The sequence below is a fragment of the Pseudonocardia sp. DxW genome (assembly GCF_058448985.1).
The window spans coordinates 281,774-307,848 of sequence record NZ_JBZFLK010000006.1 but is presented as its reverse complement, the minus strand read 5'-3'; the positions used below and the strand labels follow the sequence as shown (position 1 = coordinate 307,848).

General features: G+C 74.1%; 27 protein-coding genes. 17 read left to right on the top strand and 10 right to left on the bottom strand.

What is annotated here, in order from left to right; translation table 11 throughout:
- Window positions 1-284 precede the first annotated feature (284 nt).
- The 8 genes from ACVJO7_RS12195 to ACVJO7_RS12160 all read left to right on the top strand — a co-directional run bounded on the left by ACVJO7_RS12195 (window position 285) and on the right by ACVJO7_RS12160 (window position 6,342).
- Window positions 285-1,169: a nitrilase-related carbon-nitrogen hydrolase gene (locus tag ACVJO7_RS12195; protein ID WP_491672948.1), complete on the top strand. Its 885-nt coding sequence runs from the start codon at window positions 285-287 to the stop codon at window positions 1,167-1,169.
- Window positions 1,159-2,646 carry an FtsZ/tubulin family protein gene (locus ACVJO7_RS12190; RefSeq protein WP_491672947.1) on the top strand — a complete coding sequence of 496 codons (1,488 nt, stop codon included), beginning with the start codon at window positions 1,159-1,161 and terminating at the stop codon, window positions 2,644-2,646. The genes ACVJO7_RS12195 and ACVJO7_RS12190 overlap by 11 nt, the downstream gene beginning before the upstream one ends.
- Before the next feature lie 10 nt (window positions 2,647-2,656).
- Window positions 2,657-2,956 (top strand): hypothetical protein, encoded by a 300-nt coding sequence (locus ACVJO7_RS12185; RefSeq protein ID WP_344019517.1) that lies wholly within the window; start codon window positions 2,657-2,659, stop codon window positions 2,954-2,956.
- A 119-nt stretch (window positions 2,957-3,075) separates the two neighbouring features.
- Window positions 3,076-4,731 carry an FtsZ/tubulin family protein gene (locus ACVJO7_RS12180; protein WP_344019515.1) on the top strand — a complete coding sequence of 552 codons (1,656 nt, stop codon included), beginning with the start codon at window positions 3,076-3,078 and terminating at the stop codon, window positions 4,729-4,731.
- A 202-nt stretch (window positions 4,732-4,933) separates the two neighbouring features.
- Complete coding sequence (locus ACVJO7_RS12175) at window positions 4,934-5,440, top strand: hypothetical protein (protein ID WP_491672946.1); 507 nt, start codon at window positions 4,934-4,936, stop codon at window positions 5,438-5,440.
- Between the two features lie 4 nt (window positions 5,441-5,444).
- Entirely contained in the window at window positions 5,445-5,744 is a 300-nt protein-coding gene (locus tag ACVJO7_RS12170; protein ID WP_344019511.1) for a hypothetical protein, read from the top strand.
- Window positions 5,745-5,749: 5 nt separating this feature from the next.
- Window positions 5,750-6,004, top strand: a complete 255-nt coding sequence (locus ACVJO7_RS12165; protein WP_491672945.1) for a hypothetical protein — start codon at window positions 5,750-5,752, stop codon at window positions 6,002-6,004.
- Window positions 6,001-6,342 (top strand): hypothetical protein, encoded by a 342-nt coding sequence (locus tag ACVJO7_RS12160; protein ID WP_491672944.1) that lies wholly within the window; start codon window positions 6,001-6,003, stop codon window positions 6,340-6,342. The genes ACVJO7_RS12165 and ACVJO7_RS12160 overlap by 4 nt, the downstream gene beginning before the upstream one ends.
- 26 nt (window positions 6,343-6,368) lie before the next feature.
- Here the strand turns inward: ACVJO7_RS12160 and ACVJO7_RS12155 are convergent, their stop codons facing one another.
- The gene (locus ACVJO7_RS12155; RefSeq protein WP_491672943.1) at window positions 6,369-9,131 is read right to left on the bottom strand and encodes an AAA family ATPase; all 2,763 of its coding nucleotides are present in this window, start codon (window positions 9,129-9,131) and stop codon (window positions 6,369-6,371) included.
- A 137-nt stretch (window positions 9,132-9,268) separates the two neighbouring features.
- On the opposite strand from ACVJO7_RS12155, the gene ACVJO7_RS12150 reads away from it, so the two are divergent.
- From ACVJO7_RS12150 to ACVJO7_RS12135, 4 genes are all read left to right on the top strand, one after another.
- Window positions 9,269-9,994, top strand: a complete 726-nt coding sequence (locus ACVJO7_RS12150) for a flavodoxin family protein (RefSeq protein ID WP_491672942.1) — start codon at window positions 9,269-9,271, stop codon at window positions 9,992-9,994.
- Between the two features lie 44 nt (window positions 9,995-10,038).
- Window positions 10,039-10,338 carry a GNAT family N-acetyltransferase gene (locus ACVJO7_RS12145; protein WP_344019501.1) on the top strand — a complete coding sequence of 100 codons (300 nt, stop codon included), beginning with the start codon at window positions 10,039-10,041 and terminating at the stop codon, window positions 10,336-10,338.
- Window positions 10,339-10,415: 77 nt separating this feature from the next.
- Window positions 10,416-11,918 carry an MFS transporter gene (locus ACVJO7_RS12140; RefSeq protein ID WP_344019499.1) on the top strand — a complete coding sequence of 501 codons (1,503 nt, stop codon included), beginning with the start codon at window positions 10,416-10,418 and terminating at the stop codon, window positions 11,916-11,918.
- Between the two features lie 42 nt (window positions 11,919-11,960).
- Window positions 11,961-12,899, top strand: a complete 939-nt coding sequence (locus ACVJO7_RS12135; RefSeq protein WP_491672941.1) for a DUF5996 family protein — start codon at window positions 11,961-11,963, stop codon at window positions 12,897-12,899.
- Window positions 12,900-12,921: 22 nt separating this feature from the next.
- On the opposite strand, the gene ACVJO7_RS12130 is transcribed toward ACVJO7_RS12135, so the two are convergent.
- The 3 genes from ACVJO7_RS12130 to ACVJO7_RS12120 all read right to left on the bottom strand — a co-directional run bounded on the left by ACVJO7_RS12130 (window position 12,922) and on the right by ACVJO7_RS12120 (window position 16,020).
- Window positions 12,922-13,431: a hypothetical protein gene (locus ACVJO7_RS12130; RefSeq protein ID WP_491672940.1), complete on the bottom strand. Its 510-nt coding sequence runs from the start codon at window positions 13,429-13,431 to the stop codon at window positions 12,922-12,924.
- A gap of 241 nt (window positions 13,432-13,672) precedes the next feature.
- On the bottom strand, window positions 13,673-15,154 hold the full coding sequence (locus ACVJO7_RS12125; RefSeq protein WP_491672939.1) for an SNIPE associated domain-containing protein: 1,482 nt from the start codon (window positions 15,152-15,154) through the stop codon (window positions 13,673-13,675).
- Between the two features lie 152 nt (window positions 15,155-15,306).
- Window positions 15,307-16,020 (bottom strand): class II aldolase/adducin family protein, encoded by a 714-nt coding sequence (locus ACVJO7_RS12120; RefSeq protein WP_491672938.1) that lies wholly within the window; start codon window positions 16,018-16,020, stop codon window positions 15,307-15,309.
- A 122-nt stretch (window positions 16,021-16,142) separates the two neighbouring features.
- On the opposite strand from ACVJO7_RS12120, the gene ACVJO7_RS12115 reads away from it, so the two are divergent.
- Genes ACVJO7_RS12115 through ACVJO7_RS12095 form a run of 5 tightly spaced genes read left to right on the top strand, consistent with a single transcriptional unit; the run spans window position 16,143 to window position 20,593 of the window.
- On the top strand, window positions 16,143-17,504 hold the full coding sequence (locus tag ACVJO7_RS12115) for an aminomethyl transferase family protein (RefSeq protein WP_491672937.1): 1,362 nt from the start codon (window positions 16,143-16,145) through the stop codon (window positions 17,502-17,504).
- A complete protein-coding gene (gene purU / locus ACVJO7_RS12110) occupies window positions 17,504-18,445 on the top strand; it encodes a formyltetrahydrofolate deformylase (protein ID WP_491672936.1) in 942 nt (313 codons plus the stop codon). Before ACVJO7_RS12115 ends, purU begins: the two co-directional genes overlap by 1 nt.
- Window positions 18,442-19,287: a bifunctional methylenetetrahydrofolate dehydrogenase/methenyltetrahydrofolate cyclohydrolase FolD gene (gene folD / locus ACVJO7_RS12105; protein ID WP_491672935.1), complete on the top strand. Its 846-nt coding sequence runs from the start codon at window positions 18,442-18,444 to the stop codon at window positions 19,285-19,287. Before purU ends, folD begins: the two co-directional genes overlap by 4 nt.
- Window positions 19,284-20,105, top strand: coding sequence for a methylenetetrahydrofolate reductase (locus ACVJO7_RS12100; protein WP_491672934.1), 822 nt, complete (start codon window positions 19,284-19,286; stop codon window positions 20,103-20,105). Before folD ends, ACVJO7_RS12100 begins: the two co-directional genes overlap by 4 nt.
- Window positions 20,102-20,593 (top strand): dihydropteroate synthase, encoded by a 492-nt coding sequence (locus ACVJO7_RS12095; RefSeq protein WP_491672933.1) that lies wholly within the window; start codon window positions 20,102-20,104, stop codon window positions 20,591-20,593. The genes ACVJO7_RS12100 and ACVJO7_RS12095 overlap by 4 nt, the downstream gene beginning before the upstream one ends.
- Here the strand turns inward: ACVJO7_RS12095 and ACVJO7_RS12090 are convergent.
- The 6 genes from ACVJO7_RS12090 to ACVJO7_RS12065 all read right to left on the bottom strand — a co-directional run bounded on the left by ACVJO7_RS12090 (window position 20,536) and on the right by ACVJO7_RS12065 (window position 25,980).
- Window positions 20,536-21,042 carry a flavin reductase family protein gene (locus ACVJO7_RS12090; protein WP_491672932.1) on the bottom strand — a complete coding sequence of 169 codons (507 nt, stop codon included), beginning with the start codon at window positions 21,040-21,042 and terminating at the stop codon, window positions 20,536-20,538. The two genes, ACVJO7_RS12095 and ACVJO7_RS12090, sit on opposite strands and share 58 nt — an antisense overlap.
- Window positions 21,039-21,698: a nuclear transport factor 2 family protein gene (locus ACVJO7_RS12085; protein ID WP_491672931.1), complete on the bottom strand. Its 660-nt coding sequence runs from the start codon at window positions 21,696-21,698 to the stop codon at window positions 21,039-21,041. The genes ACVJO7_RS12090 and ACVJO7_RS12085 overlap by 4 nt, the downstream gene beginning before the upstream one ends.
- Window positions 21,695-22,612 (bottom strand): fumarylacetoacetate hydrolase family protein, encoded by a 918-nt coding sequence (locus ACVJO7_RS12080; protein ID WP_491672930.1) that lies wholly within the window; start codon window positions 22,610-22,612, stop codon window positions 21,695-21,697. The genes ACVJO7_RS12085 and ACVJO7_RS12080 overlap by 4 nt, the downstream gene beginning before the upstream one ends.
- Window positions 22,613-22,627: 15 nt before the next feature.
- Window positions 22,628-23,866: an FAD-dependent monooxygenase gene (locus tag ACVJO7_RS12075; RefSeq protein WP_491672929.1), complete on the bottom strand. Its 1,239-nt coding sequence runs from the start codon at window positions 23,864-23,866 to the stop codon at window positions 22,628-22,630.
- Window positions 23,863-24,951, bottom strand: a complete 1,089-nt coding sequence (locus ACVJO7_RS12070) for a cupin domain-containing protein (protein WP_491672928.1) — start codon at window positions 24,949-24,951, stop codon at window positions 23,863-23,865. The genes ACVJO7_RS12075 and ACVJO7_RS12070 overlap by 4 nt, the downstream gene beginning before the upstream one ends.
- Before the next feature lie 117 nt (window positions 24,952-25,068).
- Complete coding sequence (locus ACVJO7_RS12065) at window positions 25,069-25,980, bottom strand: MarR family winged helix-turn-helix transcriptional regulator (RefSeq protein ID WP_344019469.1); 912 nt, start codon at window positions 25,978-25,980, stop codon at window positions 25,069-25,071.
- Window positions 25,981-26,075 lie beyond the last annotated feature (95 nt).

Genomic DNA, 26,075 nt, shown 5'->3' with positions numbered 1-26,075 from the left:
CCCATCGAATCCCCGCACCCCCACAGCGGCCTGTCCCGCGTCGGACAACCCGTGCGGGCGGGCCGACCTCATCGGGTCGGGCACCGCGACACACTGCTGTCACCGTAAACACTGTCATTGTAAAGCTAGGTCGTCCGCACGTTCCAGTCGATCCCGGGGCCGGTCACACCGGCCCGGGCCGCGCGGGGACCGTTGCGCCCAAATTACTTCACACAGAAGGTATTGCCAAACGCAGATATTCACGTAGGTTCATCTCCAGTGGTCGACGAGGAGAGGAGGGCAACATGTCGTTCGAGGTCGGAGACGGCGGGACGATCGGCGTCGTCGTCGTCAACCAGCTCGTTCCCACGGTGCGGACCCGGACCGACGCCCGGCTGTCCTACTTCAGGACCGCGGGGGTGGTGTCCGGTCTCGCCGGGGCCTACCGGGCCGATCTCGTCGTCCTCCCCGAGTACGGCGTGCACGGGATCGGGACGGGCACCGGGGAGCGCCCCGCGCTGGCGTTCCCGGAGGAGGCGCTCGACGTGCTCGGGCCCGCCTGCGCGGCGGCCGAGGTCTGGCTCGCCGTGTCGGTCAGCGCCGGCGCGACCCGGGACGACCCGTCCCACCGCATGGTCCTGCTCGACGACCGCGGCACGGTCGTCGCCGGTCACGTGAGCGGACCGGCGGGCGGCGACGCCGCGCGCCGGCCGCGGATCGTGGACGGACCCGGGGGGCTGCGCACCGCCCTGGCGTTCGCCGACGGCCCCCGGCCGGCGCTCACCGATCCCGGGCTCCGGGAGGCCGAGCTGGTGATCCTCTGCTGGACCGCCCCCGGCGCCGGCCCGAGCCGGATCGTGCAGGCGGCCCGCGGGCTCGCCTGGACCAACGGCTGCTACGTGGCCTCGGCGAACGCCGCGGGCACCGTCGGGTCGCGCCAGTGGGTCGGGCACTCGTCGCTGGTCGGTCACGACGGGCGCGTGCTCGGCCTGTGCGGCGGGATCGACTACGAGGTCCAGCACGCCGAGCTCTCCGTGCCCGGCCTGCGGGCCGCCCGGAGCCGGCGGGCCGACGCGGGTCGTGCGGTGGCCGACTCGGTCCGGCGCGGCTCCCTCTCACGCCTCGCGGCCGCGCGCGGCTCTCACCCCCCAGGAAGCATCCCCGGAAAGGCAGACACCTATGTCCGATGATCATGGACACGGCCACGGCCACGGCCACGAGGCGGCGGACACCGCGCTCGCCCGCATCGAGGCGCTGAGCAAGGAGAAGGTCCATCACGCGGGCGACCACGAGGGTCCCTTCTCGCTGCACGTGCTCGGCCTGGGCTCGACCGGGGCGGAGGTCGTCTCCGCGATCTCCGGCATCGCCCCGCCCGGGTTCACCGCACTCGCCGTCGACATCGGCGCCGGCAGCCTGTCCGGTGTGGCGGCCGGTGATCCGGCGGTCCGGACCGTCGAGCTGCCGATCCCGAGCCGGCCCGACCTGTCCTCGGCGCTCAACCGGTACCGCGAGTTCCTCAAGATGGAGTACCCGCGCTACTACTGGAACCCGAACTACGAGCCGTGGCTGCCCGGGGACCTGGAGATCCCCGGATCGAGCGCGGAGATGTCCCGGGCGATCGCCAAGGCGATCTACGGTGCCGAATACTACCAGAACCGCGAGATCACCACGGCGATGGACCAGTTCGCCGAAGGTGTGCTCACCAGCGAGCAGACCCCGCTCGTCGTCGTCGCGTTCTCGATGGCCGAGGCCGTCGGCAGCGGGATCGTCGTCGAGATCGCCCGGCACCTCTCCTCGATCAAGCTGGGCCGGCGGCCCTGGGTGATCGGCATGGGCGTCCTGCCGCAGCAGCCCGAGGCGACCTTCTTCCCGGTGATCAACGAGCTCGACTGCATGATCGACACCGAGAAGAACAACGGCGTGATGGCCGTCTGGGGCGACCTGTACAAGAACCCGTTCACCGGCGGCTTCTTCGCCGTGCCGGACGACGGCACGCACAGCCCGGTCGAGGCCATCGCCTCGTTCAGCACCGCGGGGGGCGGCAAGGACCTCTACGAGACCCTGAAGGCGCTCAACTGGCTGGCGGTGCCCGGCGACCAGTGGCACCCGGCGATCCGGGGCGAGCAGAGCGACCGGTGGATCAACCTGCTGGCCACCCGCCCGCTGACCGAGGCCGGCGACCTGTCCGGGCTCGGGCTGACCGCGGGCTTCGCCACCGAGTACGCCGAGGCTCGGGTGTTCGGCACCGGTCCGGCGGCCGAGGCGGCCGCGGCGGCCGTGGCCGGCGCGATCCCCGGCGTCGCCGCCACCCGGGTGGAGCCGGTCGTGGAGTCCGTGGACACCCCCGGCGACGGCGTCGTCAGCGTGGTGCTGCCCCGGGCGTCGAAGCTCGATCTCGGGCTGTTCGTGCCCTCCCGCGATCTCTACGACCCGCTCGAGTGGGAGGCACACCTGCTCATGCACTCGTGGCTGCTCGATCTCGGGGTGATGCTCTGCGAGCCCTCCATCCGGTTCGACGGGATGGGCGGCGAGTGCATCTGGGGCTGCGCCTGCTGGGTCGTGGTGCCGCACGCCGCGATCCGCGGCGAGAGCGTGGCCTCACCGATCAGCGACGAGGACGTCGCCGCGGTCGCCTCGTCCGGCGTCGGCGTCCCGGCGTCGGGCTGAGGAGCGGGCGATGGCCACCGACTGGTCCGAGATCGTCGCCCGCTACCAGGGTGGCGCCCAGCTGCCGTCCATGCCGGGCGCCCGCACGCTCGAGGTGACCGGCGCCGACGACGAGTACGTCTACGTCTCCCACCGGCTCTGGCAGGACAAGATCACCCGCGCCTACCTGGAGAAGGCGATGACCCTGCTCGACGAGGGGAAGATGACCAGCAACTACGGCGACGTCGTCGACTACTACCGGACCTACATCGCCGACGAACGCCCCACCACGGCCGCGACCATCCTGAAGGACCTCGGCTACGTCAGCTAGGCCGGCCGGGACCGGTCACGACACAGCCACCGCACCACCGGTTCACCCCCCATCACCGATCGGCACACGACCGCACCGGCCGTGTGGCGATGACCCATGACATCCCGAGGAGGCCAGCAATGGCTCTGTCCATGTACCACAGCGCCACCGGCGCGCAGTCCCCGCACTGCATCCACGCCATCGGCATCGGCAAGGCCGGCGCCTACATGGTGGAGGCCCTGCTGCGCACCGGTGAGATCGAGGACATGCTCGAGGACCCGCGTGCCCGGTTCACCGGTCTCTCGATCGACATCGGCGATCAGGACCAGCACGAGCTCAAGGAGTACATGGGCGGTTTCAACCAGCGGTTGGAGGAGCGTGGGATCCCCACCGACCGGGCCCAGGTGCGCGCCGTCTCGCTGGACGTCCCGGAGAAGAAGGACCTCCTGACCAGCCTCAACCGTTGGCGTGAGTACCTCAAGATGGAGTACCCGCGCTACTACTGGAACCCGAACTACGAGCCGTGGCTGCCGGCCGACATGGAGATGCCGAAGGCCGGTGAGTCGATTCCGCGCGCGGTGTCCAAGGCGATCTACGGGCACTACTACTACGGCGAGGAGAAGTCGCTGGAGAAGGAGCTCGACGACTTCGTCGCCTCGATCAACGCGACCAAGCTCCCGTCGATCGTCCTGGTCTTCTTCTCGATGGCCGGCGGGACCGGCTCCGGCATGGTGGTCGACCTGGCCCGGCACCTGTCGAACGTCAAGCTCGGGCGCCGCATCCCGGTCGTCGGCGTCGCGGCGATGCCGTTCTCCGGCGACGAGGAGCACGCGGGCGGCGACGCCGCACTGTTCCCGACGATGAACGAGATCGACTGCATGCTCGACGACGCCAAGAACCAGGGCGTCATGGCGGTCTGGGGCGACCTCTACAAGAACCCGTTCACCGGCGGCTTCTTCGCCCTGCCCCAGGAGCACTCCTGGCAGCGGCTCGGCTCCTACACCAAGGCCGGCAAGCCCGCGGTCCGCGACCACCTGCGCAAGATGGTCACCCGCAAGTTCGTCAACGACTCGTTCACCCGGTTCGTCGTGCAGGACTACGGGCGGCTGCTGTTCAAGATGCTCCGTCCGGCCGGCTTCACCGGTGCGCCGCACGAGCGGAACATCTCCGGCGACCGGACCTGGACGGTGTTCGACGTCGCCAAGTTCACCCACCCCGGGGTCGAGGTGCTCCCGGGCGAGCCGCGCAGCAAGTGGCGCGAGGTCGTCGGCAAGTGGATCGGTTACATCCCGCAGTTCTCCGGCCTGCGCGAGGGATTCAAGACCGACTACATCGAGGCGCACACGGTGTCGCCGCGGGAGCTGTGGAACGAGACCCTGCAGAAGAAGCTCGAGTCCACCCTCGGCGAGTACGTGCTCGACGGCGAGGACGGCACCGTCAACACCACGCTCGGCGAGTTCTTCGACGAGCTGACCGCGTACTCCAACATCGTCATCCCGGGCGTCGCGAAGAGCGACTTCACCGCGTTCTTCGCCGCCCGCGACGCCTACGACAAGATCGAGTCGTGGGAGGAGAAGCTCCTCATGCACTCCTGGCTGCTCGATCTCGGGGTGATGCTCTCCGAGCAGTCGATCCGCTTCGACGGCATGGCGGGCGAGTGCATCTGGGGCTGTGCCTGCTGGGTCGTGGTGCCGCACGAGGCCATCCGCGGGGACGCGCCGGCCTCCAAGGACCTCACGGTCGTCCAGGCCGAGCACATCGCGATGATGACCAAGACGGTGGTGCCGACTCCGTGACGGACCGGGGCGGGCGGCTGCCGTCCGCCCGCCCCGCCCTGCACGACCCGGACGGCCGGGGCCGCGGTCCGCCGTCCCTGCACCCCACCCACCGACCGGTCGGCCGCGGCGACCGCGAAAGGCGACGATCCCGATGCCCGGAGTCGCAGACGCCCACCCGGTGGGCACCGCCGCGCCGCCGGCGGCGGGGCGCTGAGCGACCGTGTACGCCGACACGACGAGCGAGCCCACCGTCACCGACGACGAGCGGGAGTTCGCCGAATGGCTGGAGCGGGTCCGCTCCACCTACGAGGCGGTGCTCTACACCTGCACGCACCGGCTGGTCGACGCGAGCCTGGCCGACCAGGTCGCGGTCCAGGTCGTCGCGGGGCTCGTCTCCCGGCCGCTGGTGTTCCGCTACTTCGGCCTGCCCTACTCGGGCCGGATCGCGACCCTGGCCGAGGCCCGGATCGTCGAGGCCGACACCGGCGGGCTGGCCCGCGTCTGCGGGTGGCCGGAGCTGCGGTCGCGGCTGGCGGCCATCCCCGCCGAGCACCGCGAGGTGCTCGTCGCGGTGTGCCTGCGGGCCGAGGACGTCGAGACCCTCGCCCGCGGGCTGGGCTGCGACGAGGACGACGCCGCACGACGCCGGGCGGCGACGCTGGTTTTCATGAGGACGCTCGCGGCGCCGGGCCTGCCCGGCACCCCGGATCCGGAGGGACAGGACTGATCGCATGCCGTTGATCTGGGCGGACGTGGAACGGAAGTACGACGGCGGCGCGCGGATCCCGACCGTCGCCGGCGGGAAGACCCTGCAGGTCACCGGGGTCGACGCGGACGGGGTGCACATCCGCAACGCGCTCTGGCGCGACACCCTGCGCCGCGCGGACCTGGAGAAGGCCGTCGATCTCGTCGAGGCCGACCGGATGAGCCGGCACGCGGGGCTGTTCGTGGAGGAGTACCGGACACTCGTCGCCGACGTGCGTGCCACCTCCGCGGCGCACGTGCTCAAAGACCTCGGTTTCCTGGAGTAGCGCCGGTGCCGCCGGATCTCGCGCTGCCGCCGCAGGCCGCCGCGCAGTTCACCGCCGACTGCGGGATCGGCGACGGGCCGGGCCGCCCCGCCCGCACCGTCGTCGACCAGGACCTCCCGGCGATGATCCTGGCCGTCCGCCGGGCCCGCGGGGCCGGCGCGGCGGCGGCCGGGTCGCTGCTCGTGCCGGCCCACGCGCGCCGGCTGGTCTGGCCCCCGGATCCGCGCCGATGCCGCACCCCACCGAGGAGGACCCCGTGATCGCCTGGACCGACGTCGTCAGCCGCCTCGCGCCCGGCGACAGCCTGAGCCCGCTCGTCGGGTCCTCCCGGCTCACCGTCGACAGCGTCGGGGCCGAGCGGATCTGCATCCGGCAGCGCCTGTGGTCCGCCTGCCTGACCCGGGCCGACATCGACACGGCGAACCGGATCCTGGCCGACGCCCCGGCGGACGTCTCGCCGGTCGGGTTCTCCGAGCTGATGCGGGCGCACTACGCGTCGGGCACCGACGTCACCACCGGGTGCACCCGACTCCCCAACCTGGCGGCGGTGGTCCTGCTCCACCTCGGTGCCTTCGCGGCGGGCCCCGGCGGGCGCTGAGCCGGCGCCCGGCCGGACCGCCCCGGTCAGCGGCCGCGGGCGTCCGCGCCGATCCGCAGGTCCCCGGCGAGGTCGATCCGGGCCAGCTCGGTCCGGGAGCTGATGCCGAGCTTGGGATAGACGTTCGCCAGGTGGTGGCCGACCGTGCGCGGGCTGATCAGGAGCTGTGCCGCGATCTCCCGGTTCGTCAGGCGGTCGGACGCCAGCCGGGCGACCCGCAGCTCCTGGGCGGTCAGCCCGGCGGCCGGTCCCGGCCCGCGGCGGGCGGGCGGGGCGTCGGCCAGGTCCTGCTCGCGCAGCGACCGCTTGCGCAGCGGATCGGCGCCGAGCCGGTCGAACACGGCCGCGGCGGCGGCGAGCTGGCGGCGGGCGTCGGAGCGGCGCCGGGCGCGGCGCAGCCACTCGCCGTACAGCATCCGGGTGCGGGCCTGCTCGAACGGGGTGCCCGCGGTCTCCGCCAGGTCGAGCGCCCGTCGGTAGGACGCCTCGGCCGTCCCCGACCCGCCGGTCAGGGCCTGCAGGCGGTGCACGGTCGCCTCGGCCCAGGCCGCCCCCGAGCGCCGGGCCCAGTCCTGCACCGCCGCGAGCCGGGTCGCGGCGACGTCGAGGCGCCCGGCCTGCACCGCCGCCTCGGCGGTGTCCGCGGCGGCGAGCAGCGCGAACGTGGGGTGGGCGGCGTCGTGACCGGGCCGGGCCAGCGGCATCAGGTGGTCAAGCGCCTCGTCGGGGCGCCCGCCGAACAGCGCCGCCCGGCCGCGCGGCCAGTACGCGGCGCCGCTGAGCGCCCGCACCCCGCGCGGCGCCGAGACCTCCAGCGCCCATCGCGCGTGCCCGTCGACCGCGCCGTCGTCGCCGCGGGCGGCGGCGAGCAGCCCGAGGGTGCCGTGGCACTGGGTGGCGACGTGGTCCGCGCCGACCTCCCGGGCGAGCTGCAGGCCGTCGACCGCGGCGGCCTCGGCGGCGCCCCAGCGTCCGGCGTCCAGGTCGAGCACCGCGCCCTGGGCGAGGACCACCGCCAGCGCGGCGAGCTCGTGGCGGTCGCGCAGCGCGGCGGCCTGCACCCGCAGCAGGTCGCGCACCGGCTGCACGACGCCCCAGAGCTGGACCAGCGGGGCCGGTGGGAGCAGCTCCCAGGCGACGGACACGAGCCGGTCGGCGGCGGCCCGGGCCGCCGCCGGGGTGATCGGGGCGGGCCCGCCGGCCCGGTCGTAGCAGGACCAGAGGGTCCGCAACGCCGGCAGCTGCCCGGCCAGCGCCGGGTCGTCGTCGGCGTCCACGGCCAGCAGCCGCTGCAGCGCCTGCTGCTGGAGGTCGGACCGGCCGGCCGACCAGGCGGCGCGGACGGCCACCGAGCCCAGCTGCACCGCGTCCCGGCTGCCGGCGACGGCGTCCATGTCGCGGATCAGGTGGTGGTGGGCGCGCTCCGGGATGCCGGTGGCGAACTCGAGGATGCCGCGCAGGCCGCTGCTGGCCCGGGCCACGTCGGTCCCGCTCTCCAGCCGCTCGGCGTCGTCGAGCAGCTGCCGGGCGGCCTCCGCGTGCCCGGCCTCCCAGGCGGCGCGGGCGGCGGCGGCAAACCGGCGCGCGGCCTGGGCCGGCGCGGGCGAGAGCTCGGCGGCGCGCCGCAGGGTGCGCGCGCCGGCCGGGCCGGCCCCGCAGCGCAGCGACTTCGCCGCGGCGAGCTCGAGCAGCGCGGCGACCTCCTCGTCCGGCGCGTCCGCGGCGGCGGCCAGGTGCCAGGCGCGTTCCTCGACCGCGTCCGCGGGCAGGGCCGCGGCCAGGGCCCGGTGCGCGGCCTGCCGGTCGCCCAGCGGGGCGCCGTCGTAGATGGCCGCCGGGATCAGCGGGTGCCGGAACTCCACGCGGGAACCGGTGGCGTGCAGCAGGCCCGAGCGCAGCGCGTCGTCCCAGGCGGAGTCGTCGACGCCGCGTTCGGCCCCGGCCCGGTGCACGACGTGCCGGTCGCCCCGGTCCTCGGCCGCGGCCAGCAGCAGCAGCGCCCTGGCCGGCTCCGGCACGGTGGCGACCCGGTCGCGGAACGCCCGCCGCAACCGGGGGCCGATCGGCACCGGTGGGCCCGGCGCGGGCAGCGGCGTGTCGGCCGGCGCCCGGTCGAGGGTGGGTAGCTCGTGCAGGGCCAGCGGATTGCCGCCCGCCGTCCGGACCGTGGCGTCGACCAGCGCCGGATCGGCGCCGGGCGCGGCGGCGGCGACCAGCGAGCGGGCGTCGTCGTCGGCCAGCCCGCCGATCTCCAGGGCGGCCAGCCCGTCCCACGGCCCGGTCGCCGGCTCCTCGTGCCCGGCGAGCAGGACCACGACCGGATCGCTCGCGACCCGCCGGGCCAGGAACCCGAGTGCGTGCGCGGACGCCTCGTCGATCCACTGGACGTCGTCGACGACGACCAGCACCGGCCGTCGCCGGGCCAGGTCGGACACCAGCGACAGCACCGCCGCACCGATCAGGAAGCGGTTGGCCGGCTCCCCGGTCCGGCCCAGCGCGCCCCCCAGCGCGGCGGCCTGCGGCGCGGGGAGGGCGTCCAGCCGGTCGGTCACCGGCCACAGCAGCTCGTGCAGGGCGGCGAACGCCAGCCCGGCCTCCATCCGGGTGCCGCGGCAGCGCAGCACCGTCGAACCGGCGGCAGCGCCCACCGCGTGGTCGAGCAGCGCGGTCTTGCCGATCCCCGGCTCGCCCCACAGCAGCAGCGCGGAGCCCGCCCCGTCCGCCGCCCGGGCCAGCAGCCGGTCCAGCGCCGCCGTCTCGGCGCCCCGGCCCACCAGCTCCGTCGTCACCGCAGCCCTCCCACGGGCCCACCCGGCGACCCGGTGCAGCGTAACCAACCGATCTCCGGTGCCGGACAGGGCGACGCGACCGGGCGACCGATCCGCCGACCGATTCGCTCCCGGCCCGGCCCCCCGACACTCGGGGCGTGAGCACGCCCCCGACCGCCGAGCCCGACTTCACCGAGCTGCGCGCCGTGTACGTCAACTGCACACTGAACCGCTCGCCGGGCCTCAGCCACACCCAGGGCGTGATCGACCGCAGCGTCGCGATCATGGAGGCGAACGGCGTCCACGTCGACCAGATCCGCGCGGTCGACCACGACATCGCCACCGGCGTCCGCCCGGACATGACCGGGTTCGGCTGGGACGGCGACGAGTGGCCCGCCCTGCTGACCCGGATCCTGGCCGCCGACATCCTGGTCATCGGCGGGCCGATCTGGCTGGGCGACAACAGCTCGGTGACCCGCCGGGTGATCGAGCGGCTCTACGGCTACTCGGGCGTGCTCAACGAGCACGGCCAGTACGCCTACTACGGGCGGGTGGGCGGCTGCCTGCTCACCGGCAACGAGGACGGCCTCAAGCACTGCTCGATGAGCATCCTCTACAGCCTGCAGCACATCGGCTTCACCATCCCGCCGCAGGCCGACGCCGGCTGGCTGGGCGAGGTCGGGCCCGGCCCGTCCTACCTCGACGAGGGGTCCGGCGGCCCGGAGAACGACTTCACCAACCGCAACATCACCTTCATGGCCTACAACCTGATGCACACCGCGTCGATGATCCGCAACGCCGGCGGCTTCCCGGCCCACGGCAACCAGCGCACCGCGTGGGACGCCGGCGCCCGCCCCGGCCACCCCAATCCCGAGTACCGCTGACCCCGCGGACGACCACCGGGACGATCACCGAGAGAGGACGTCACATGATCGTCGTGACCGACAACCGGGCCGCGAACCGATTCGAGGCCCGCGAGGGCGAGACCCTGGCCGGTGTCGCCGAGTACGCGCGCACGGCGCAGCTCGTCGCGTTCGTGCACACCGAGGTCGACCCCGCCTTCGAGGGGAAGGGGGTGGGCTCGGCGCTGGCCCGGGAGGGGATCGCGTCGGTCCGCGCCGACGGGCTCCGGGTGCTCGCCGTCTGCCCGTTCATCGCCGGCTGGCTGGCCCGCCACCCGGAGTACGCCGATCTCGAGTACCGGGCGGCCAGCCGGGTCACCGACTGACCGGCGCCCCGGCTCGCGGCGGCGCCGCCGCGGTGCCACCGTGTGGTGCCGGCGCGGCATCGGGGAAGGGGATCGGGGTGACCGGAGTGGACGGGCCCGGCCTGCGGATGGGGACGTCACGCGGGCGCTGGGTGCTGTTCACCACCGTGCTCGGGTCCGGCCTGGCGATGCTCGACGCCACCGTGGTCAACGTCGCGCTCGGGCGGATCGGCGACGAGTTCGACGCCGGTTTCGCCGGTCTGCAGTGGACCGTCAACGCCTACACGCTGACCCTGGCCTCGCTGATCCTGCTCGGCGGCTCGCTGGGGGACCGGTTCGGCCGGCGCCGGGTGTTCGTGGTCGGGGTCGTCTGGTTCGCCGTGGCGTCACTGCTCTGCGGGGCGGCGCAGAGCATCGAGATGCTGGTCGCGGCCCGGGCCCTGCAGGGCGTCGGCGGTGCTCTGCTCACCCCCGGCAGCCTGGCGATCATCTCGGCCTCGTTCCGCGGCGCCGACCGGGCCGCCGCGGTCGGCGCCTGGTCCGGGCTCGGCGGCATCGCCGGGGCGGTCGGCCCGTTCCTCGGCGGCTGGCTCGTCGAGTGGAGCTGGCGCGCGGTGTTCCTGGTGAACCTGCCGGTCGCCGTGCTCATCGTGGCGGTGGCCGCCCGGCACGTACCCGAGTCGCGCGACCCGGACGCCGCGCCGCGGCTCGACGTCGCGGGCACCGCGCTGGCCGTGCTGGGTCTCGCCGGGCTGACCTGGTCGCTGACCTCGGCCGGTGAGCAGGGCGCCGACGCCGTGGTGCTGTCCATCGGCGTCGCCGGGGTGCTCGCACTGGTCGGCTTCGTGCTCGTCGAACGGCGCTCCACCCATCCGCTGGTGCCGATGACCCTGTTCCGGAACGCGCAGTTCAGCGCCGCGAACGCGGTGACGCTGATGGTCTACGCGGCGCTCGGCGGTCTGTTCGTGCTCCTGGTGCTGCACCTGCAGGTGGTCGTGGGCCTCTCGCCGCTGCAGGCCGGGGCGACCCTGCTGCCGGTGACCGTGATCATGCTGGTCTTCTCCGCCGCCTCGGGACGGCTGGGCAGGCGGATCGGGCCGCGGATCCCGATCACCGCGGGCACCCTGGTCGCCGCCGCCGGGCTGGCGCTCGTCTCCCGGATCGGGGCGGACGCGTCGTTCGGGCCGGACGTGCTGGTGCCGGTGGTCGTGTTCGGCTGCGGGCTCACCCTCGTGGTCGCCCCGCTGACCTCGACGGTGCTGGACTCGGCGTCGGACCGGCACGCCGGCGTCGCGTCCGGGGTGAACAACGCGATCGCGCGCGCCGCCGGGCTGCTCGCCGTCGCCGTGATCCCGGTGGCCGCCGGGATCTCCGGCGCGGACTACACCGACCCGGTCGCGTTCGGCGCGGGCTTCCGGACGGCGATGCTGATCAGCGCCGCGTTGATGGTGATCGCCGCGGTGCTGGCGGCGGTGTTCCTGCGCCGCCCGGCCGCGGGACCGGACGGGCCGGAGCCGTCCGGCCGGATCCGGCCCGACTCCTACGCCCAGTGCGCGGTCACCGGCCCGCAGATCCACCCCGGCCGCGGGCCGACCGATTGACCGACCGATGCGGTCCGCCGCGGGCGGCCCGACACTCGTCCGATGACCACCTCGACGACGGCCTGGCCGACCCAGCGGGTCGCGGACTGGACCGCCACCCGCGAGACCCTGCACATGTGGACCCAGATCGTGGGCAAGATCCGGATGGCGCACGCCCCGCTGGTCAACCACTGGTGGCAGGTGGCCCTCTACGTGACCCCGCGCGGACTGACCACCTCGGCCGTCCCGTACGGCACCGGCGCCTTCGAGATCGAGTTCGACTTCCTCGGCCACCGGCTGGAGATCCGCAGCAGCGACACGGGCACCCGGACCGTCCCGCTGGCGCCGATGCCGGTCGCCGAGTTCTACGCCCGGGTCATGGCCGCGCTCGGCGAGCTCGGGATCGACGCCCCGATCCGGCCGCACCCCAACGAGGTCGACCCGGCCGTCCCGTTCGCCGAGGACCACGTCCACGACTCCTACGACGGCGCTGCGGCCGCCCTGTTCTGGCGGCAGCTGCTGCAGGCCAACCGGGTGATCGGCGAGTTCCGGTCGCACTTCGTCGGCAAGGTCAGCCCGGTGCACTTCTTCTGGGGCGGCATGGACCTGGCCTGCACCCGGTTCTCCGGCCGGCCCGCCCCGGCGCACCCCGGCGGCGTGCCCAACTGCGGGGACTGGGTGATGGTCGAGGGCTACTCCCGCGAGTTGTCCAGCTGCGGCTTCTGGCCCGGCGGCGGCGAGGAGGGCGCCTTCTACTCCTACGCCTATCCCGGCCCCGACGGGTTCGCCGACCGGCCGGTCGGGCCGGACGGCGCGTTCTTCAGCACCGAGTTCCAGCAGTTCCTGCTGCCCTACGAGGTCGCCCGCGCCGCGCCCGATCCCGATCGGGCGGTCGCCGAGTTCCTGCGCAGCAGCTACGAGGCCGCCGCCGACCTCGGGCACTGGGACCGCGCGGGGCTCGAGGACGATCCCTTCCGGTGGCAGCGGGCCGACGGGGCCTGACGGGCGACCGGCGTGCTCGCGATCAGGGCAACAGCACCGAGCGGATGTACTGCGCCTGCGCCTCGTCGATGACGGCCTCGTCGGCGAGCCTGCGGATGCGCGCTTCGGTCTCCGCCCGCTCTCCGTCCTCCGGTGGCGAGGGGGTCGATGCGATGTCGGCGGGCATCGGTGGGGGCGTGGAGCGGTCCACCCCGGCGGGCGGCGGTGGTGTGCCGGCGGGCAGCCGGGCGACCGCCCGCAGCGACTGTTCGTCCTCGCCGGCGAGCAGCTGGCCGAGGAACACCCGGCTGCCGTCCCGCAGCTGTGCGCTGAGCTTGGGTAGACGCGTGATCGGCGCGGTCTCGGAGTCGATGGCGACGACCTCGGTGAGGCGGGCGGCGCGCACCGTCGGGGGACTGTGGCCGAGGTCGGAAACCTGCCCGGCGAGCACCCGTGTCGAGGTGACCGCGATGTAGTCGGTCAGCGGCCGCAGGCTGTTCGCGACGAAGAAGCCGCGCACCACTTCGTCCGGTTCCAGGCACCCTCTCAGCACGGTCTCGCTCCTGCGCCATTTCCGGGCCGCCCGATGGCCGAGCACCGGCTCGTCGTCGGCCGGGGGGCCGTCCGGTTCCGGATCTGAGCGGGACCAGAAGGACCAGCCGTCCGGGGCAGGGCCCCACGCCGGATCGGGCCGCCAGCCGGGGGGCGGCGACCAGCCGGGGGGAGGGGCCGGCCAGTTCGGCGGCGACCGCCAGGTGCTGGGGGACATGTGACTCCTGCTCGGCAGCGGCGGATCAGGCCGGGACGGCGGTGCCGTCGTGGCCGGCGATGGTGCGGCTCGCGCGCCACTCCTCGGCCTCCGCGAGTTCGGTGAAGTGCAGGACGTTGTCTCCCTGGTCGGTACGGCGCAGTATCTCGAGGACCTCGGCCGGTGTGGCGTGGAAGAACTCCCGGCGCAGGTTGACCCGGTTGACCCGGCGATCGGCCAGCTCGCGGTGGAGGTGGTTCTCGAGTCCGACCGCGTCGGAGCTGAAGACCAGCGCGTGGATGTCGAACTTGAACGGGACCGACGCGTCGCCCAGCTCCCGCACCCGGTCGTGGGGTTCGAGGCGGCGGGTCATCCCGATCTTGACCATGTGCTCTCCGAACGCTCCGACGTTGGAGATCACGTAGACGTGCCCGGTGCGGATGTTCGCCTCGCGGGACTCGACGCCCTCGATGGCGGAATGTAGCTGATCGAGTTTCGACTCGGCCTCGGCGACCTTGGCCTCGTCGCCCTGGGCGCGCCACTTCTCCTGCACGAGTTTCCAGTGGTTCTGCTCCTTGAGCAGCCGGGCCTTCTCGCGCTCGAACTCCTTGCGCGCGGCGTCCTCGTCGCGCTGACGTTCGCGTTCGGCGCGGATCCGCTCCTTCTCCTGTTCCTGGTGGGCGAGGTAGTCGGCGGTGAGTTCGAGCTCCTCGATCCGAGCCCGGTGGTACGGCTCGCTCACCCGGATCTGCATCGTGCGGCCCAGCTTGGCGATGGTGTCACGGGCTTTGGTCAGCCGGTCGATCGACGCGGCGAGACGGTGCGGCCGCATCGTGCGCACGCAGTTGTCGGCTTCCGCGTTGTAGGCGCGCAGCATCAGCTTGGTGTAGTCGCGGAGCATCCGCGTGCCTTCCGTGGCCGAGCCGTTCACGGTCCAGCCCGAGGCGGCCAGCACAGCTTCGTTGTTGCGCTGCAAGGACTTGTACCGGTCCTTCAACCGCTCCAGACGCGCCTTGTAGGCGACCGCGTCCGCGAGCCGGTGCCGGAACTCGTAGATCCCGGCCTCCTGGAGCATGGCCAGGTCCTCGGTGACGACGATCTGCTTGTCCAGCTCGGCGATCCGCTCCTCACGCTTCGCGACCTCGGCATCGACCATCCGCACCCGCTGGGCGCCCCGGGTACGTGCGGCGGACACGACCCGGTCGGCGACCGCGACGGCCTCGGCGAGGACGGACCGGCTCCGATCGGCGATGTCCCGGGCCCGGACGTGTTCGGCCCGCACGGACTCCGTGGCGGCGGCCAGCGTCGCGCGGACCTGGTGCAGCCGGGCTGCGGCATCCTCCGCTTCCTGCTCGAAGGCGACCGCGTCCCGGTTGCGCAGGCCGAGATTCTCCTGGCGAAGGCGCGCGATCTGGTCGCGGAGTGCACCGATCTCCTGGTGTGCGCGCTGACCGTTCGAGTGGAGCAGGGATTCGAGCTCGCCCACCCGGCGTCGTAGATCGGCGTTCTCGCTCTCGGTCTCGCGCAACGCTCGTCGGGCCCCGAGCAGGCCGACCGAACGGGCTCCTCCCGGAGGTTGGGTCGGTTGCCGGTCGGGTCGGCTCATCGCTGCTCCCGATGGTGGGCGGCGTGGTCGGTCGATCACCCCCATTCAACTACGAGGTTCGCGACACCGCCTCATTAGTGCGAACGGAGCACAGCGCCACCGTCCGCACCGCTGCGCACGAGGTACCCGTATCCCGCCCCGAGCTGCGCGGACGTCCACAGCCCCCGGCGCTTGTCGGCCACCTCCCCGTCCGGCGACCAGCGGACCGGCCCCCCGGCAGCGGTCGCCTGCAGCTGGATCCGGCAGGCCCGGTCCAGCAGCGCCGCGTGCATCACCGCCGCGGGCAGGTCCGCCCCGACGGTCACCATCCCGTGCCCGGGGATCAGGCAGCCGTTGACGTCGCCGATCGCCTCGGCCAGTGCGTCGCCCAGCTCGGCGGTCGCGATCAGGTCGCCGGTGCGGGTGAAGCGCACGACGTCCGGATCGAGGAACGGGACCGCGTCGTGCGACAGCGGCCGCAGCGGGGTGTCCAGTGCGGCGAACGCGGTCGCGGCCTCGGCGTGGGTGTGCACGGTGGCCCCGATGTCCGGGCGGGCGCGCAGCAGCGCGGCGTGGATGTGGAACTCGATGTGCCGCCGGCCGCGGCCCTGCAGGACCGTGCCGTCGTCGGCGAGCAGCACGACCCGCTCCGGGGTGATCTCCTCCATGCCCCAGCCGGCGGACTTGGTCCACAGGCCGCGCCCGTCCGGGTCGCGCAGCGCGGCGTGCCCCCAGATCAGGTCGGCCTGGCCGGCGGCGTGCAGTGCGCGGTGGGCGTCGACGACGGCGTCGACCGGGTTCTGCGCCATACGTGAGAACGTATGCGTACGGTTGTCCCTCGTCAATCCATTGCTTGACCGAACACTACTGCTCAACTACCGTCCGCCGAGTTAGTACGTATACGGACTGAGCCTCGACGATGGAGACGACGATGCCCGAGAGCCTCGAGGCGAAGCTGGCGCGGATGGGCGACCCGCTGCGGATGCTGCGCCACTCGCCCGCCAACCGGTTCCGCTTCGACTACCCGGATCAGATCACCAACTGGCAGGACGAGCAGGCGGCCTGGCGCACGACGGCGGTGCTGTTCGACCAGAGCCACCACATGACCGACGTCTACTTCACCGGCCCGGACGTCGATCGGCTGCTCACCGAGTCCGGCACCAACAGCTTCGCGACCTGGGCGCCGAACAAGGCCAAGCACCTCGTGGCGTGTACCGAGGAGGGCCGGATGATCGGCACCGCCGTGCTGTTCGGGCTCGGCGAGAACGAGGTCAGCGTGGTCGGCCCGACCGCCACCGCGAACTGGCTCACCTACCGGGCCGAGACCCAGGGCTACGACGTCGAGATCGTCCGGGACGAGCGGACCGCGGACCAGCCGCCCGGCGGGCACCGCAGGCTGTTCCGCTTCGAGATCGAGGGCCCCACCGCGCGGGCGATCCTGGAGAAGGCGCACGGCGGCCCGCTGGACCCGGTCCGGTTCTTCGGGATGACCTCGTTCACCCTCGGCGGGCGGCCGGTGCGGGCCCTGTCGCACACCATGGCCGGCGTCCCCGGCGCCGAGTCGATGGGCATGGAGATCTGGGGCCCCTGGGAGGACTACCGGCCCTGCTGGGACGCGCTCGTGGCGGCGGGGGAGGAGTTCGGGCTGGTCCTGGGTGGTGCGCTGGCGTACTACACCGGCGGCATCGAGTCCGGCTACGCCGCGCAGCCGACCCCGGCGATCTACACCGCGCCCGAGCTCAAGGGCTACCGCGAGTGGCTGCCCGGCAACGGGTACGAGGGCAAGCTGTCCATCGGCGGCAGCTACGCCGCGCCGACCGTCGAGGACTACTACACGACCCCGTACGACTTCGGCTACGGCCACCTCGTCAGGTTCGATCACGACTTCGTCGGCCGGGACGCGTTGCAGCGCGCCGCCGAGGGCCCGCGCCGGACGAAGGTCTGGCTGCGCTGGAACCCCGAGGACGTGGCCCGGGTCCACGCCTCCAGCCTGTTCGACGGCGAGAAGCGGGCCAAGTACCTCGACACCCCGCTGGGCCGCTACTCCCGGATCCACCTGGACAGCGTGCTCGTCGACGACCGGCCGGTCGGGGTGTCCACGCTCTGCGGGTACACCGTGAACATCGGCTCCTGGATGTCGGTCGGCTTCCTCGACGAGGCCGCGGCCGCCGACGGCACCGAGGTCACGGTCGTCTGGGGCGAGGAGGACGGCGGCACGCCGAAGCGCAACGTCGAACGGCACGTCCAGACCACGCTGCGGGCGCGCGTGAGCACCACCCCGCTGGGCCACTGATGGCCGGCGTGACGGCCCGGCGCAGCCGGGCGAGCGCCGCCGCGCTGACCGCGGGCGGCCCGGCGGCGGCCGGGCTCGACGGGACCACCGGGGTCGGCAGGCTGCTCGTGCAGGGGCCCGACCGGCCCGGGATCGTGTCGGCGGTGTCGGCGGTGCTGACCCGGCACGGGGCGAACATCGTCTCGCTGCGCCAGCACTCCACCGACACCGTCGGCGGGCAGTTCGCCCAGCGCACCGTCTTCGCGCTGCCCGATCTCGCCGCGGCACGGCCCGCGCTGGCGGCCGACCTGGACCGGGAGATCGCCGGCGGGCTGGGACTGCGCTGGTCGCTGCACGACACCGCGCACCGCAAGCGGGTCGCGATCTTCGCCTCGCGCACCGACCACTGCCTGCTCGACCTGCTGTGGCGGTGGCGCCGCCGGGAGCTCCCGATCGACGTCACCACGGTCGTGGCGAACCATCCCGATCTCGCCGCCGAGGTCGAGCCGTTCGGCATCCCGTTCGTGCACGTGCCGGTCACCGGCGACAAGTCCGAGGCCGAGGCGGAGCACCTGCGATTGCTCGCCGGCCGGGTCGACCTGGTCGTGCTGGCCCGCTACATGCAGATCGTCTCGGCCGGCTTCCTGCAGCGGCTGGGCGCGCCGGTGATCAACATCCACCACTCGTTCCTGCCCGCGTTCATCGGGGCGGGGCCGTACGCGAAGGCCAAGGACCGCGGCGTGAAGCTGGTCGGCGCCACCGCGCACTACGTGATCGAGGACCTGGACGAGGGGCCGATCATCGAGCAGGACGTGGTCCGGGTGTCGCACACCGACACCGTGCAGGACCTGGTGCAGAAGGGCGCCGACGTCGAGCGCGCCGTGCTGTCCCGGGCGGTGCGCTGGCACTGCGAGGACCGGATCGTCGTCGACGGCAACCAGACGGTGGTGTTCGGCCGGTGACCGCCACCGTGATCGACGGCCGGATGGTGGCCCGCGGCGTCCGCGAGGAGACCGCCCGCCGGGCCGCCGCGCTCACCACCGCACCGGTCCTGGCCACCGTGCTGGTCGGCGACGACCCGGCCAGCGGCGTGTACGTGGCGAACAAGCGCCGCTCCGCGGCCGCCGCCGGGATCGGCGACGTGCACCGGCATCTGCCCGGCACCGCGTCCGAGGCCGAGGTCGCCGCGGTGCTCGACGAGCTCGCCGCCGACGACCGGGTCACCGGGATCCTGCTGCAGCTCCCGCTGCCCGGGCACCTCGACCCGGCCCGGCTGGTCGAGCGGATCCCCCCGGAGAAGGACGTCGACGGGCTCACCACCCGCAGCCAGGGCCTGCTGGCCCGCGGCGAGCCCGGGCTGCGGCCGTGCACCCCGGCCGGGGTGATCGCCCTGCTCGACGCCGCCGGGATCGGGCTCGCCGGGCGCCGCGCCGTCGTCGTGGGCCGGTCCACACTGGTCGGGCGGCCGATGGCGCAGCTGCTGCTGGGCCGCGACTCCACCGTCACGATCGCCCACTCGCGCACCCGCGACCTGCCCGCGCTCACCCGCTCCGCGGATGTCCTGGTGGCCGCGGCGGGGGTGCCCGGGATCATCACCGGCGCGCACGTCGCACCCGGCGCGACGGTCGTCGACGTCGGGATCCACCGCACCTCCGACGGCCTGGTCGGCGATGTCGACCGGGCCGGCGTGGCGCCGGTCGCCGGCGCGATCACCCCGGTCCCCGGCGGGGTCGGGCCGATGACCATCGCGATGCTGCTCGCCAACACGGTGGCGGCGGCGCAGACCCGGGAGGCCGCACGATGACGTCGCTGCGCACCGCGCTGGAGACGATCGGCTACGAGGTCATGCCGTTCCGCGGGACCCGGGAGGCGGTGCTCGACCACGTCCCGCGGACGATCGGGCTCACCGTCACCGCCTCGCCGCAGAAGGGCATCGAGGCGGGCGTCGACCTGGCCGTCCGGCTCGCCGGCGACGGCTACCGGGTCGCCCCGCACCTGTCCGCGAAGCTGGTCGCGAGCCGCGCGCACCTCGACGAGCTGCTGGGCCGGATCGCCGGCGCCGGGATCGACCGGCTGTTCGTGATCGGCGGCGACGGCGAGCCGACCGGCGACTACGCCGACGCGCTCACCCTGCTGCACGCGATCCGGGACGGCGGGCACACCTTCACCGACATCGGGATCGCCGGCTACCCCGAGGGCCACGCCACCATCCCGGACGAGAGCCTGCTCGCGTCGCTCAAGGCGAAGGCGGCGCTGGCCGATCACGTCACCACCCAGGTCTGCTTCGACCCGGTCGCGGTGTCGGCGTGGGCGCGCTCGGTCGCGGCGCACGGCGTCGGCATCCCGGTGCAGGTCGGCGTCCCGGGCGCGGTCGCCCGGCAGAAGCTGCTGCGGATCTCGGCGAGCATCGGCGTCGGCGACTCCGCCCGGTTCCTGCGCAAGCAGAGCGCACTGCTCCGGCGGTTCTTCACCCCCGGCGGCTTCGACCCGACCCGGCTGGTCCGCGGCTTCCGGGCCGGCCTGGCCGAGCCGGCGAACCCGATCGCCGGGTTCCACGTGTTCACCTTCAACGACGTCGCCGGGACCGAGCGCTGGCGGCGCCGGATGCTCGAACGGTCGTGACCACCCGGGTGATGGGCATCCTCAACGTCACCCCGGACTCGTTCTCCGACGGCGGCCGCCACGACACCGTGGCGGCCGCCGTCGCGCACGGGACGGCGCTGGCCGCGGCCGGTGCCGACATCGTCGACGTCGGCGGGGAGTCCACCCGCCCGGGGGCCCGGCGGGTGCCGGTGGACGAGGAGCTCCGCCGGGTGCTGCCGGTGGTGCGCGCGCTGTCCGGGCGCACCCCGGCGGCGACCGCGGCGGCCGGCACCTCGCGCAGACGCTTCGTGGGCGGGCTGACCGGCCGGGCCGCGGCCGTCGACCGGGACGCGGGGACGCTGGCGACGGTGGTGCTCGCCGCGCAGCAGGGCGTCTGGGGTGTGCGGGTGCACGCCGTCGGCCCGGCCCGGGACGCGATCCGGGTGGTCGACGCGGCGTGCACCCGCGCTCAGGACGCGGCGGCCGACGGGTGCGGGAGGTGGGTGCCGAAGGTCCGCGCGTGGTAGGTCAGCGGCTCGACGTCACGCGACTCGGCGGTGAGCACGTCGCCCAGCAGGATCAGGTGGTCACCGCCCTGGTGGACGCCCGCCACCCGGCACCCCACCCAGGCCGCCGCCCCGGCGAGCCGGGCCGCCCCGTCCTGCTCGGACCAGGCCACGTCGGCGAACCCGTCGGCGCCCTTGCGGGCGAACCGCAGCGCCAGATCGGCCTGGCCGGTCCCGAGCACGTTCACCCCGAAGGTGCCGGTCCGGCGGACCAGCGCGAGCAGGTCCGAGCCGGCGTCGAGGGACACCAGCACCATCGGCGGGCTCATCGACAGCGAGGTGAAGGCGCTGACCGTCGTGCCGTGCGGCCGGCCGCCGGCCACCGAGGTGATCACCGAGACCGGGGTGCAGACGCCGGCCATCGCCGTGCGGAACGCGGTCTGCAGGGCGGCCGCCGGGTCGCCGGTCACCGGGCGTCCCCGTCGAGGAGCCAGCCGCCGTGCCCGGCGAGCAGCGCGTCCACCAGATCGGGCCGGTCGACGCCGGGCAGCCCGGCGGAGACCGGGTAGCCGGCCGCCGACATGACGCGCTGCAGGAAGCCGTAGCTGGACCGGGCCTGCTCCGGCACCGGCAGCGGCGGGACCGCGGCGCCCGGCTCGACCGGCGCCAGGCCGTCCCGGATGTAGATCATGTCCATCGAGACGATCCGCCACCGGCCGTCGACCTCCTCGGCCCGCCAGCACAGCCGGCCGCGGCTGACCAGGTCGATCCCGACGCCGTCGGCGGTCGTCCGGATGTGCACCGTGCAGGAGGCGTCGGCGAGTGCCCGCCGCCCCTTGACGACGACGGCGACCGCCCCGATCTCGTGGAACGACGGGGTGCCGCCGCGGTCGGCGCGGGCCCGGGCGTTGGCGACGAAGTCCGCGCCGGAGCCCTCGAACCAGGACACCTGCACGCAGGAGACCGGCGCGAACGCGGCCGCCATGACCGCCCAGTGGCCGAGGTCCTTGGCGGTGCGCTCGGCGAGCAGCACGGTGCGCACCGCCTCGGCCCGCGCGGCGAGCGGGCCCTGGTCGGGGACCCGGTCGTCGAGCAGGGCCAGCCCGGTGGCGCTGAGCGCGGTCACCGCGCGCCGCGCTCGGCGACCGGGGTGAGCCCGCTCGGCGGGACCGGGCCGCGCCGGGCGCCCCGGGTGGGGCAGACGACGGCGCCCGCGGCGGAGACGCCGACCCACAGCGGGTCCAGGCCGGTGATCGCGAGATCGATCCGGTCGCCGTCGAACACCTCGCCGACGCCCTCCGGGGTGCCGGTGGTGACGACGTCGCCGGGGTGCAGCGTCATCACCGACGACACGTACGCGATCAGCCGGGGCAGGCCCCAGATCAGGTCGGACAGGTCGGCGCGCTGGCGCAGCACGTCGTTGACCGACAGCCGCAGCTCCAGCTCGTCGATCGGCGGGACCTCGTCCGGGGTGACGACGGTCGGCCCGAGCGGGGTGAACGTGTCGAAGGACTTGCGCACCGAGCGGTCCTCGCCGCCGCGCATGGTCATGTCCATCAGGCAGGTGTAGCCGAAGACGGCGTCGAGCGCCTCCTGCTCGGACACGTTCCGGGTGGTCCGCCCGATCACGGCGGCGAACTCGCCCTCCTGGTCGAAGCGCCGGTCGGTGTAGGGCAGCCGGACGGTGCCGCCGACCGGCACGACCGAGCTCGGCGCCTTGAGGAACACGCCGAGCGCGTCGATGTGCGCGGACTCGTTCATCTCGGCCTGGTGGGCGCGGTAGTTCACCGGCGCGGCGACGATCTTGGTCGGGTCGGGGACGGCGGCCAGCGGGGTCGTGGTGGCGGCCTCGACCTCCGGGGCACGGGCGAGCAGGCCGGCGATCCCGCCGGCCGGGACGCCGCCGATCAGCCTGCGGATCGGGCTGCCGGCACCGGCCGGGAGCAGGTCGGTGAGGTCCCGGATCGTCGCCGACGATCCGCTCTCGACCGCACCGACCCGCGGCGATCCCGCGGCATCGAGGAAGGACAGGTAGCGCATGGGGACTCCGGATGGTCAGCGGGTGACGGCGGGCGCCGGCCCGGCCACGGTCAGGGCGGGCGCCGCGGACCCGGCGGCGGCGGGGGCGTAGAGCCAGTCGAGCTCCCAGTAGTCGTCGGGGGCGCGCCGGCCGAGCACGCGCTCGCGCAGTGCCAGCACGAGCGGGTCGTCGGTGTGCCAGAGCTCGCCCCACGGCCGGGCGGAGGTCTGGCAGCGGGCGGTGCGGGGGAGCCGGGCCGCCTCGAACTCGCGGTAGGCGCGGCCGAGGTCGACGCCGTCCGGTCCGGAGTGCAGCCCGAACCGGTAGCCGAGCTCGACGGCGTCCTCCAGGGCCTGGCAGGCACCCTGCCCGAGGTACTGCAGCATCGGGTGGGCGGCGTCGCCGGTCAGCACCAGCGGGCCGTTGATCCAGGTCGGGGCGGGCGCCCGGTCGAACATGGCCCAGTGCCGGGACCGGCCGATCCGGGACACCGCGTCCCGCACCGGGGCGCACGCCGTGGCGAACGCGGCGTCGAGCTCCTCCGGCCCGCCCCACTCGCCGGGCCCGGTCCGGCCCTGCGCGAAGTTCCGGCTGCGGAACACCGCGACCTGGTTGTACAGCTCGCCGCGGCGCACCGGGTACTGCATGAGGTGGATGCCGGGGCCGATCCAGAGCACCACGTCGTTCGAGCTCGCCGACTGCCCGGCCAGCTCGCGCGGCACGGTGCCGCGGTAGGCGGCGTAGCCGCTGCAGACCGGCTCGTCGTCGTGCACGTGCCGGCGCAGCGTCGAGTGCAGCCCGTCCGCGCCGATCAGCGCCGACGCCTCGTAGGAGGTCCCGTCGGCGCAGGTGAGGCCCGCGCCGTCCGGGCGCAGCTGCACGTCGGTCACGCTGCGGCGGGTCTCCAGGGTGATCGACGGGTGCCGCCGGCAGTGCTCGACCAGGGTCTCCAGCAGGTCGTGCCGGTGCAGGACGAGATAGGGGTAGCCGTAGCGCTCGTCGAAGGCCGGGCCCAGGTCCAGGGTGGTGATCAGCCGGCCGGTGAGCGCGTCGCGCAGCTCGGCGCGCTCGGGCCGCACAGCCAGCGGCAGGATGTCGTCGAGCACGCCGAGCGCGTCCAGCGCGCGGCTGGCGTTCGGGCCGAACTGCAGGCCGGCGCCGATCTCGGCGAACTCCTCGGCCCGTTCCAGCAGCCGGACGGGCCGGCCGTTGCGGGCCAGCGACAGCGCGGTGGCCAGGCCGCCGATCCCGCCGCCGACGACGATCGCGCTCATCGCTGCGCCCCGGCGAGGACGGCGGTCGGCAGCGGGGCGCCGAGGGTCTCGGTGCGCATCAGGCCGAGGCTCTCCAGGACGGGTGCGTCGCTGGTGCTGAACACGTCCGTCTCCTCGGTGGCGTGGACGGCCCACGGCGTCCAGGACGGGACGGCCAGGATGTCGCCGGGCTCCACGGTGAACACCTGGTCGCCGATCGCGATCTCCCCGGTGCCGTGCAGCACGCACAGCACCCGGCCGCCGGTCTGCCGGGCGGTGCCGGTGGACGCCCCGGCGCGCACCCGGGCGATCTCGCACCGCATCGTCGGCATCACGTCGCCACCGCGGACCGGATCGCCGTAGCGCAGGGCCGCGGATCCGGTGCCGGCCGTGTCCAGCAGCGCCGACAGCGCCCGGTCGGTGTCCGCCCAGCGATAGGCCAGCAGCGGCGACCGGTGCGCGGGCAGCGCGGGCGCGCCGACCGGGGTGAGGCCGGGGCCGCCGCCGAACCAGCCCTCGGAGTCCGAGCGCGGCGCGGTGCGGGTGTCCGCCTGCTCCGACGGGCCCTCCTCGAAGAACACCGCGTCGAGCGCGGCGACGACCGGGAGGTCCAGCACGTCCATCCAGATCATCGACCGGTCGCCGGGGTTGTGGTGCTCGTGGAAGGTCCAGCTGGGGGTGAGCACGAGATCGCCGGTGCCCATGTGCAGCGGGTCGCCGTCGACGAGGGTCCACACGCCCTCGCCCTCGACGATGAACCGCAGCGCGGCCGGGGTGTGCCGGTGCGCCGGCGCCACCTCGTGCCCGCGCAGGTACTGCACGGCCGCCCACAGCGTCGACACCGCGTAGGGCGCCCCGCCCAGGCCGGGATTGCAGCACGCGAGGACCCGGCGGTCGCCACCGCGGTCCACCGGGACCAGGTCGCCCGCCCGGGCCCCCAGCTCGCGCAGCTCGCGGCCGGCCCACCGGAAGGGCACCCCCGCGACGCGCGGCTCGCGGGTCAGCAGCCCGGACAGCTCCCACAGCGGCTGGACGGACCGCGCGGCGAGGTGACCGTAGAGCTCGTCCAGCTCCGGGTCGGTCGCACTGAAGCGCCGAGTCGCCATCTCCACTCCGATCTGGCTGAAAAAGTATGTACACGTACTAACTCAGCAGACCGTACGTCGGAGCATGTGGGGCGTCAAGCGCCGGGGGACGGACCGGCGGAATGTTCCGTGTACCGGCTATTCCGAGTAGGCCAGTGCGCGCAGCCCGTCGAGCAGCGCGGACCGCTGCTGCGCGTCGAGCGGCGCGAGCACCCGCTCCTGCACCCGCCGGACGGCCGGGGTGAGCTCGGTCAGCTCGGCGCGCACGGTGTCGGTGAGGCCGAGCAGCCGCCGCCGGGCGTCCGCGGGATCGCGGGTGCGGCCGACCCAGCCGCGCGTCACCAGCCGGCGCACGATGTCGGCCATGCTCGACTTGTCCACCGACGCGAGCTCGGCGGCGGTGCCCTGGTCGATGCCGTCCGGATGGGCCCACAGGGCGCTGAGCACCGCGTACTGCGGGGCGGTCATCGTGCGGCCGACCTCCTCGCCCCAGGTGATCGTGTGCACCTGCTGGGCCCGGCGGATGAGGTGGCCCGGGGTGTTGCCCAGGGTGAGGACGGACGCGTCGGCCCGGCCCGGGACCGGCGGGTCGCCCTCGTAGGCGACCAGGCGCAGCGCGGCGAGCATCGCCTCGGCGTCGGCGGCGGACAGCGGTTCGAGCAGCCGCTGCTGCACCAGCGCGACCCGCCGGGTCACGTCCGCGAGCGCGGTGCGGGCGAGCGGGGTCAGGCGCAGCGTCTTGCGCCGCGCGTCGTCCGGGTCGCGGGTCCAGCGCAGCCAGCCCTGGCCGTCGAGCCGGGCCACGATGTCGGCGGTGCTGGACTTGTCCAGCGAGGCGCGTTCGCCGACCGCCCGCTGGTCCAGGCCGTCGTCCGCGCCGATCGCGCAGATCACCGCGTACTGGGGGCCGGTCAGGTCGCCGTGGAACTCCTGGCTCCACAGCAGGGTGTGCCGCTGCTGGGAGCGGCGGATGAGGTGACCGGAGGCCTCGCTCAGCGACAGCATCGGCGCCGAGGTCGCCCCGGCTGGACCGGGCCGCAGGTTCGTCACGCCGGGAGATCCTTCACTGCCGTCGCCTTCCGTGTACAAGCGACCCTAGCGTACATAGGTAGATGATATACGGAGGATTTCGATGAGGCAGGCAA

Coding starts and splice junctions, on each gene's coding strand:
- ACVJO7_RS12195 (WP_491672948.1), top strand. CDS start 285: ATGTCGTTCGAGGTCGGAGACGGCGGGACGATCGGCGTCGTCGTCGTC.
- ACVJO7_RS12190 (WP_491672947.1), top strand. CDS start 1,159: ATGTCCGATGATCATGGACACGGCCACGGCCACGGCCACGAGGCGGCG.
- ACVJO7_RS12185 (WP_344019517.1), top strand. CDS start 2,657: ATGGCCACCGACTGGTCCGAGATCGTCGCCCGCTACCAGGGTGGCGCC.
- ACVJO7_RS12180 (WP_344019515.1), top strand. CDS start 3,076: ATGGCTCTGTCCATGTACCACAGCGCCACCGGCGCGCAGTCCCCGCAC.
- ACVJO7_RS12170 (WP_344019511.1), top strand. CDS start 5,445: ATGCCGTTGATCTGGGCGGACGTGGAACGGAAGTACGACGGCGGCGCG.
- ACVJO7_RS12145 (WP_344019501.1), top strand. CDS start 10,039: ATGATCGTCGTGACCGACAACCGGGCCGCGAACCGATTCGAGGCCCGC.
- ACVJO7_RS12135 (WP_491672941.1), top strand. CDS start 11,961: ATGACCACCTCGACGACGGCCTGGCCGACCCAGCGGGTCGCGGACTGG.
- ACVJO7_RS12120 (WP_491672938.1), bottom strand. CDS start 16,020: ATGGCGCAGAACCCGGTCGACGCCGTCGTCGACGCCCACCGCGCACTG.
- ACVJO7_RS12115 (WP_491672937.1), top strand. CDS start 16,143: ATGCCCGAGAGCCTCGAGGCGAAGCTGGCGCGGATGGGCGACCCGCTG.
- purU (WP_491672936.1), top strand. CDS start 17,504: ATGGCCGGCGTGACGGCCCGGCGCAGCCGGGCGAGCGCCGCCGCGCTG.
- ACVJO7_RS12100 (WP_491672934.1), top strand. CDS start 19,284: ATGACGTCGCTGCGCACCGCGCTGGAGACGATCGGCTACGAGGTCATG.
- ACVJO7_RS12080 (WP_491672930.1), bottom strand. CDS start 22,612: ATGCGCTACCTGTCCTTCCTCGATGCCGCGGGATCGCCGCGGGTCGGT.
- ACVJO7_RS12075 (WP_491672929.1), bottom strand. CDS start 23,866: ATGAGCGCGATCGTCGTCGGCGGCGGGATCGGCGGCCTGGCCACCGCG.
- ACVJO7_RS12070 (WP_491672928.1), bottom strand. CDS start 24,951: ATGGCGACTCGGCGCTTCAGTGCGACCGACCCGGAGCTGGACGAGCTC.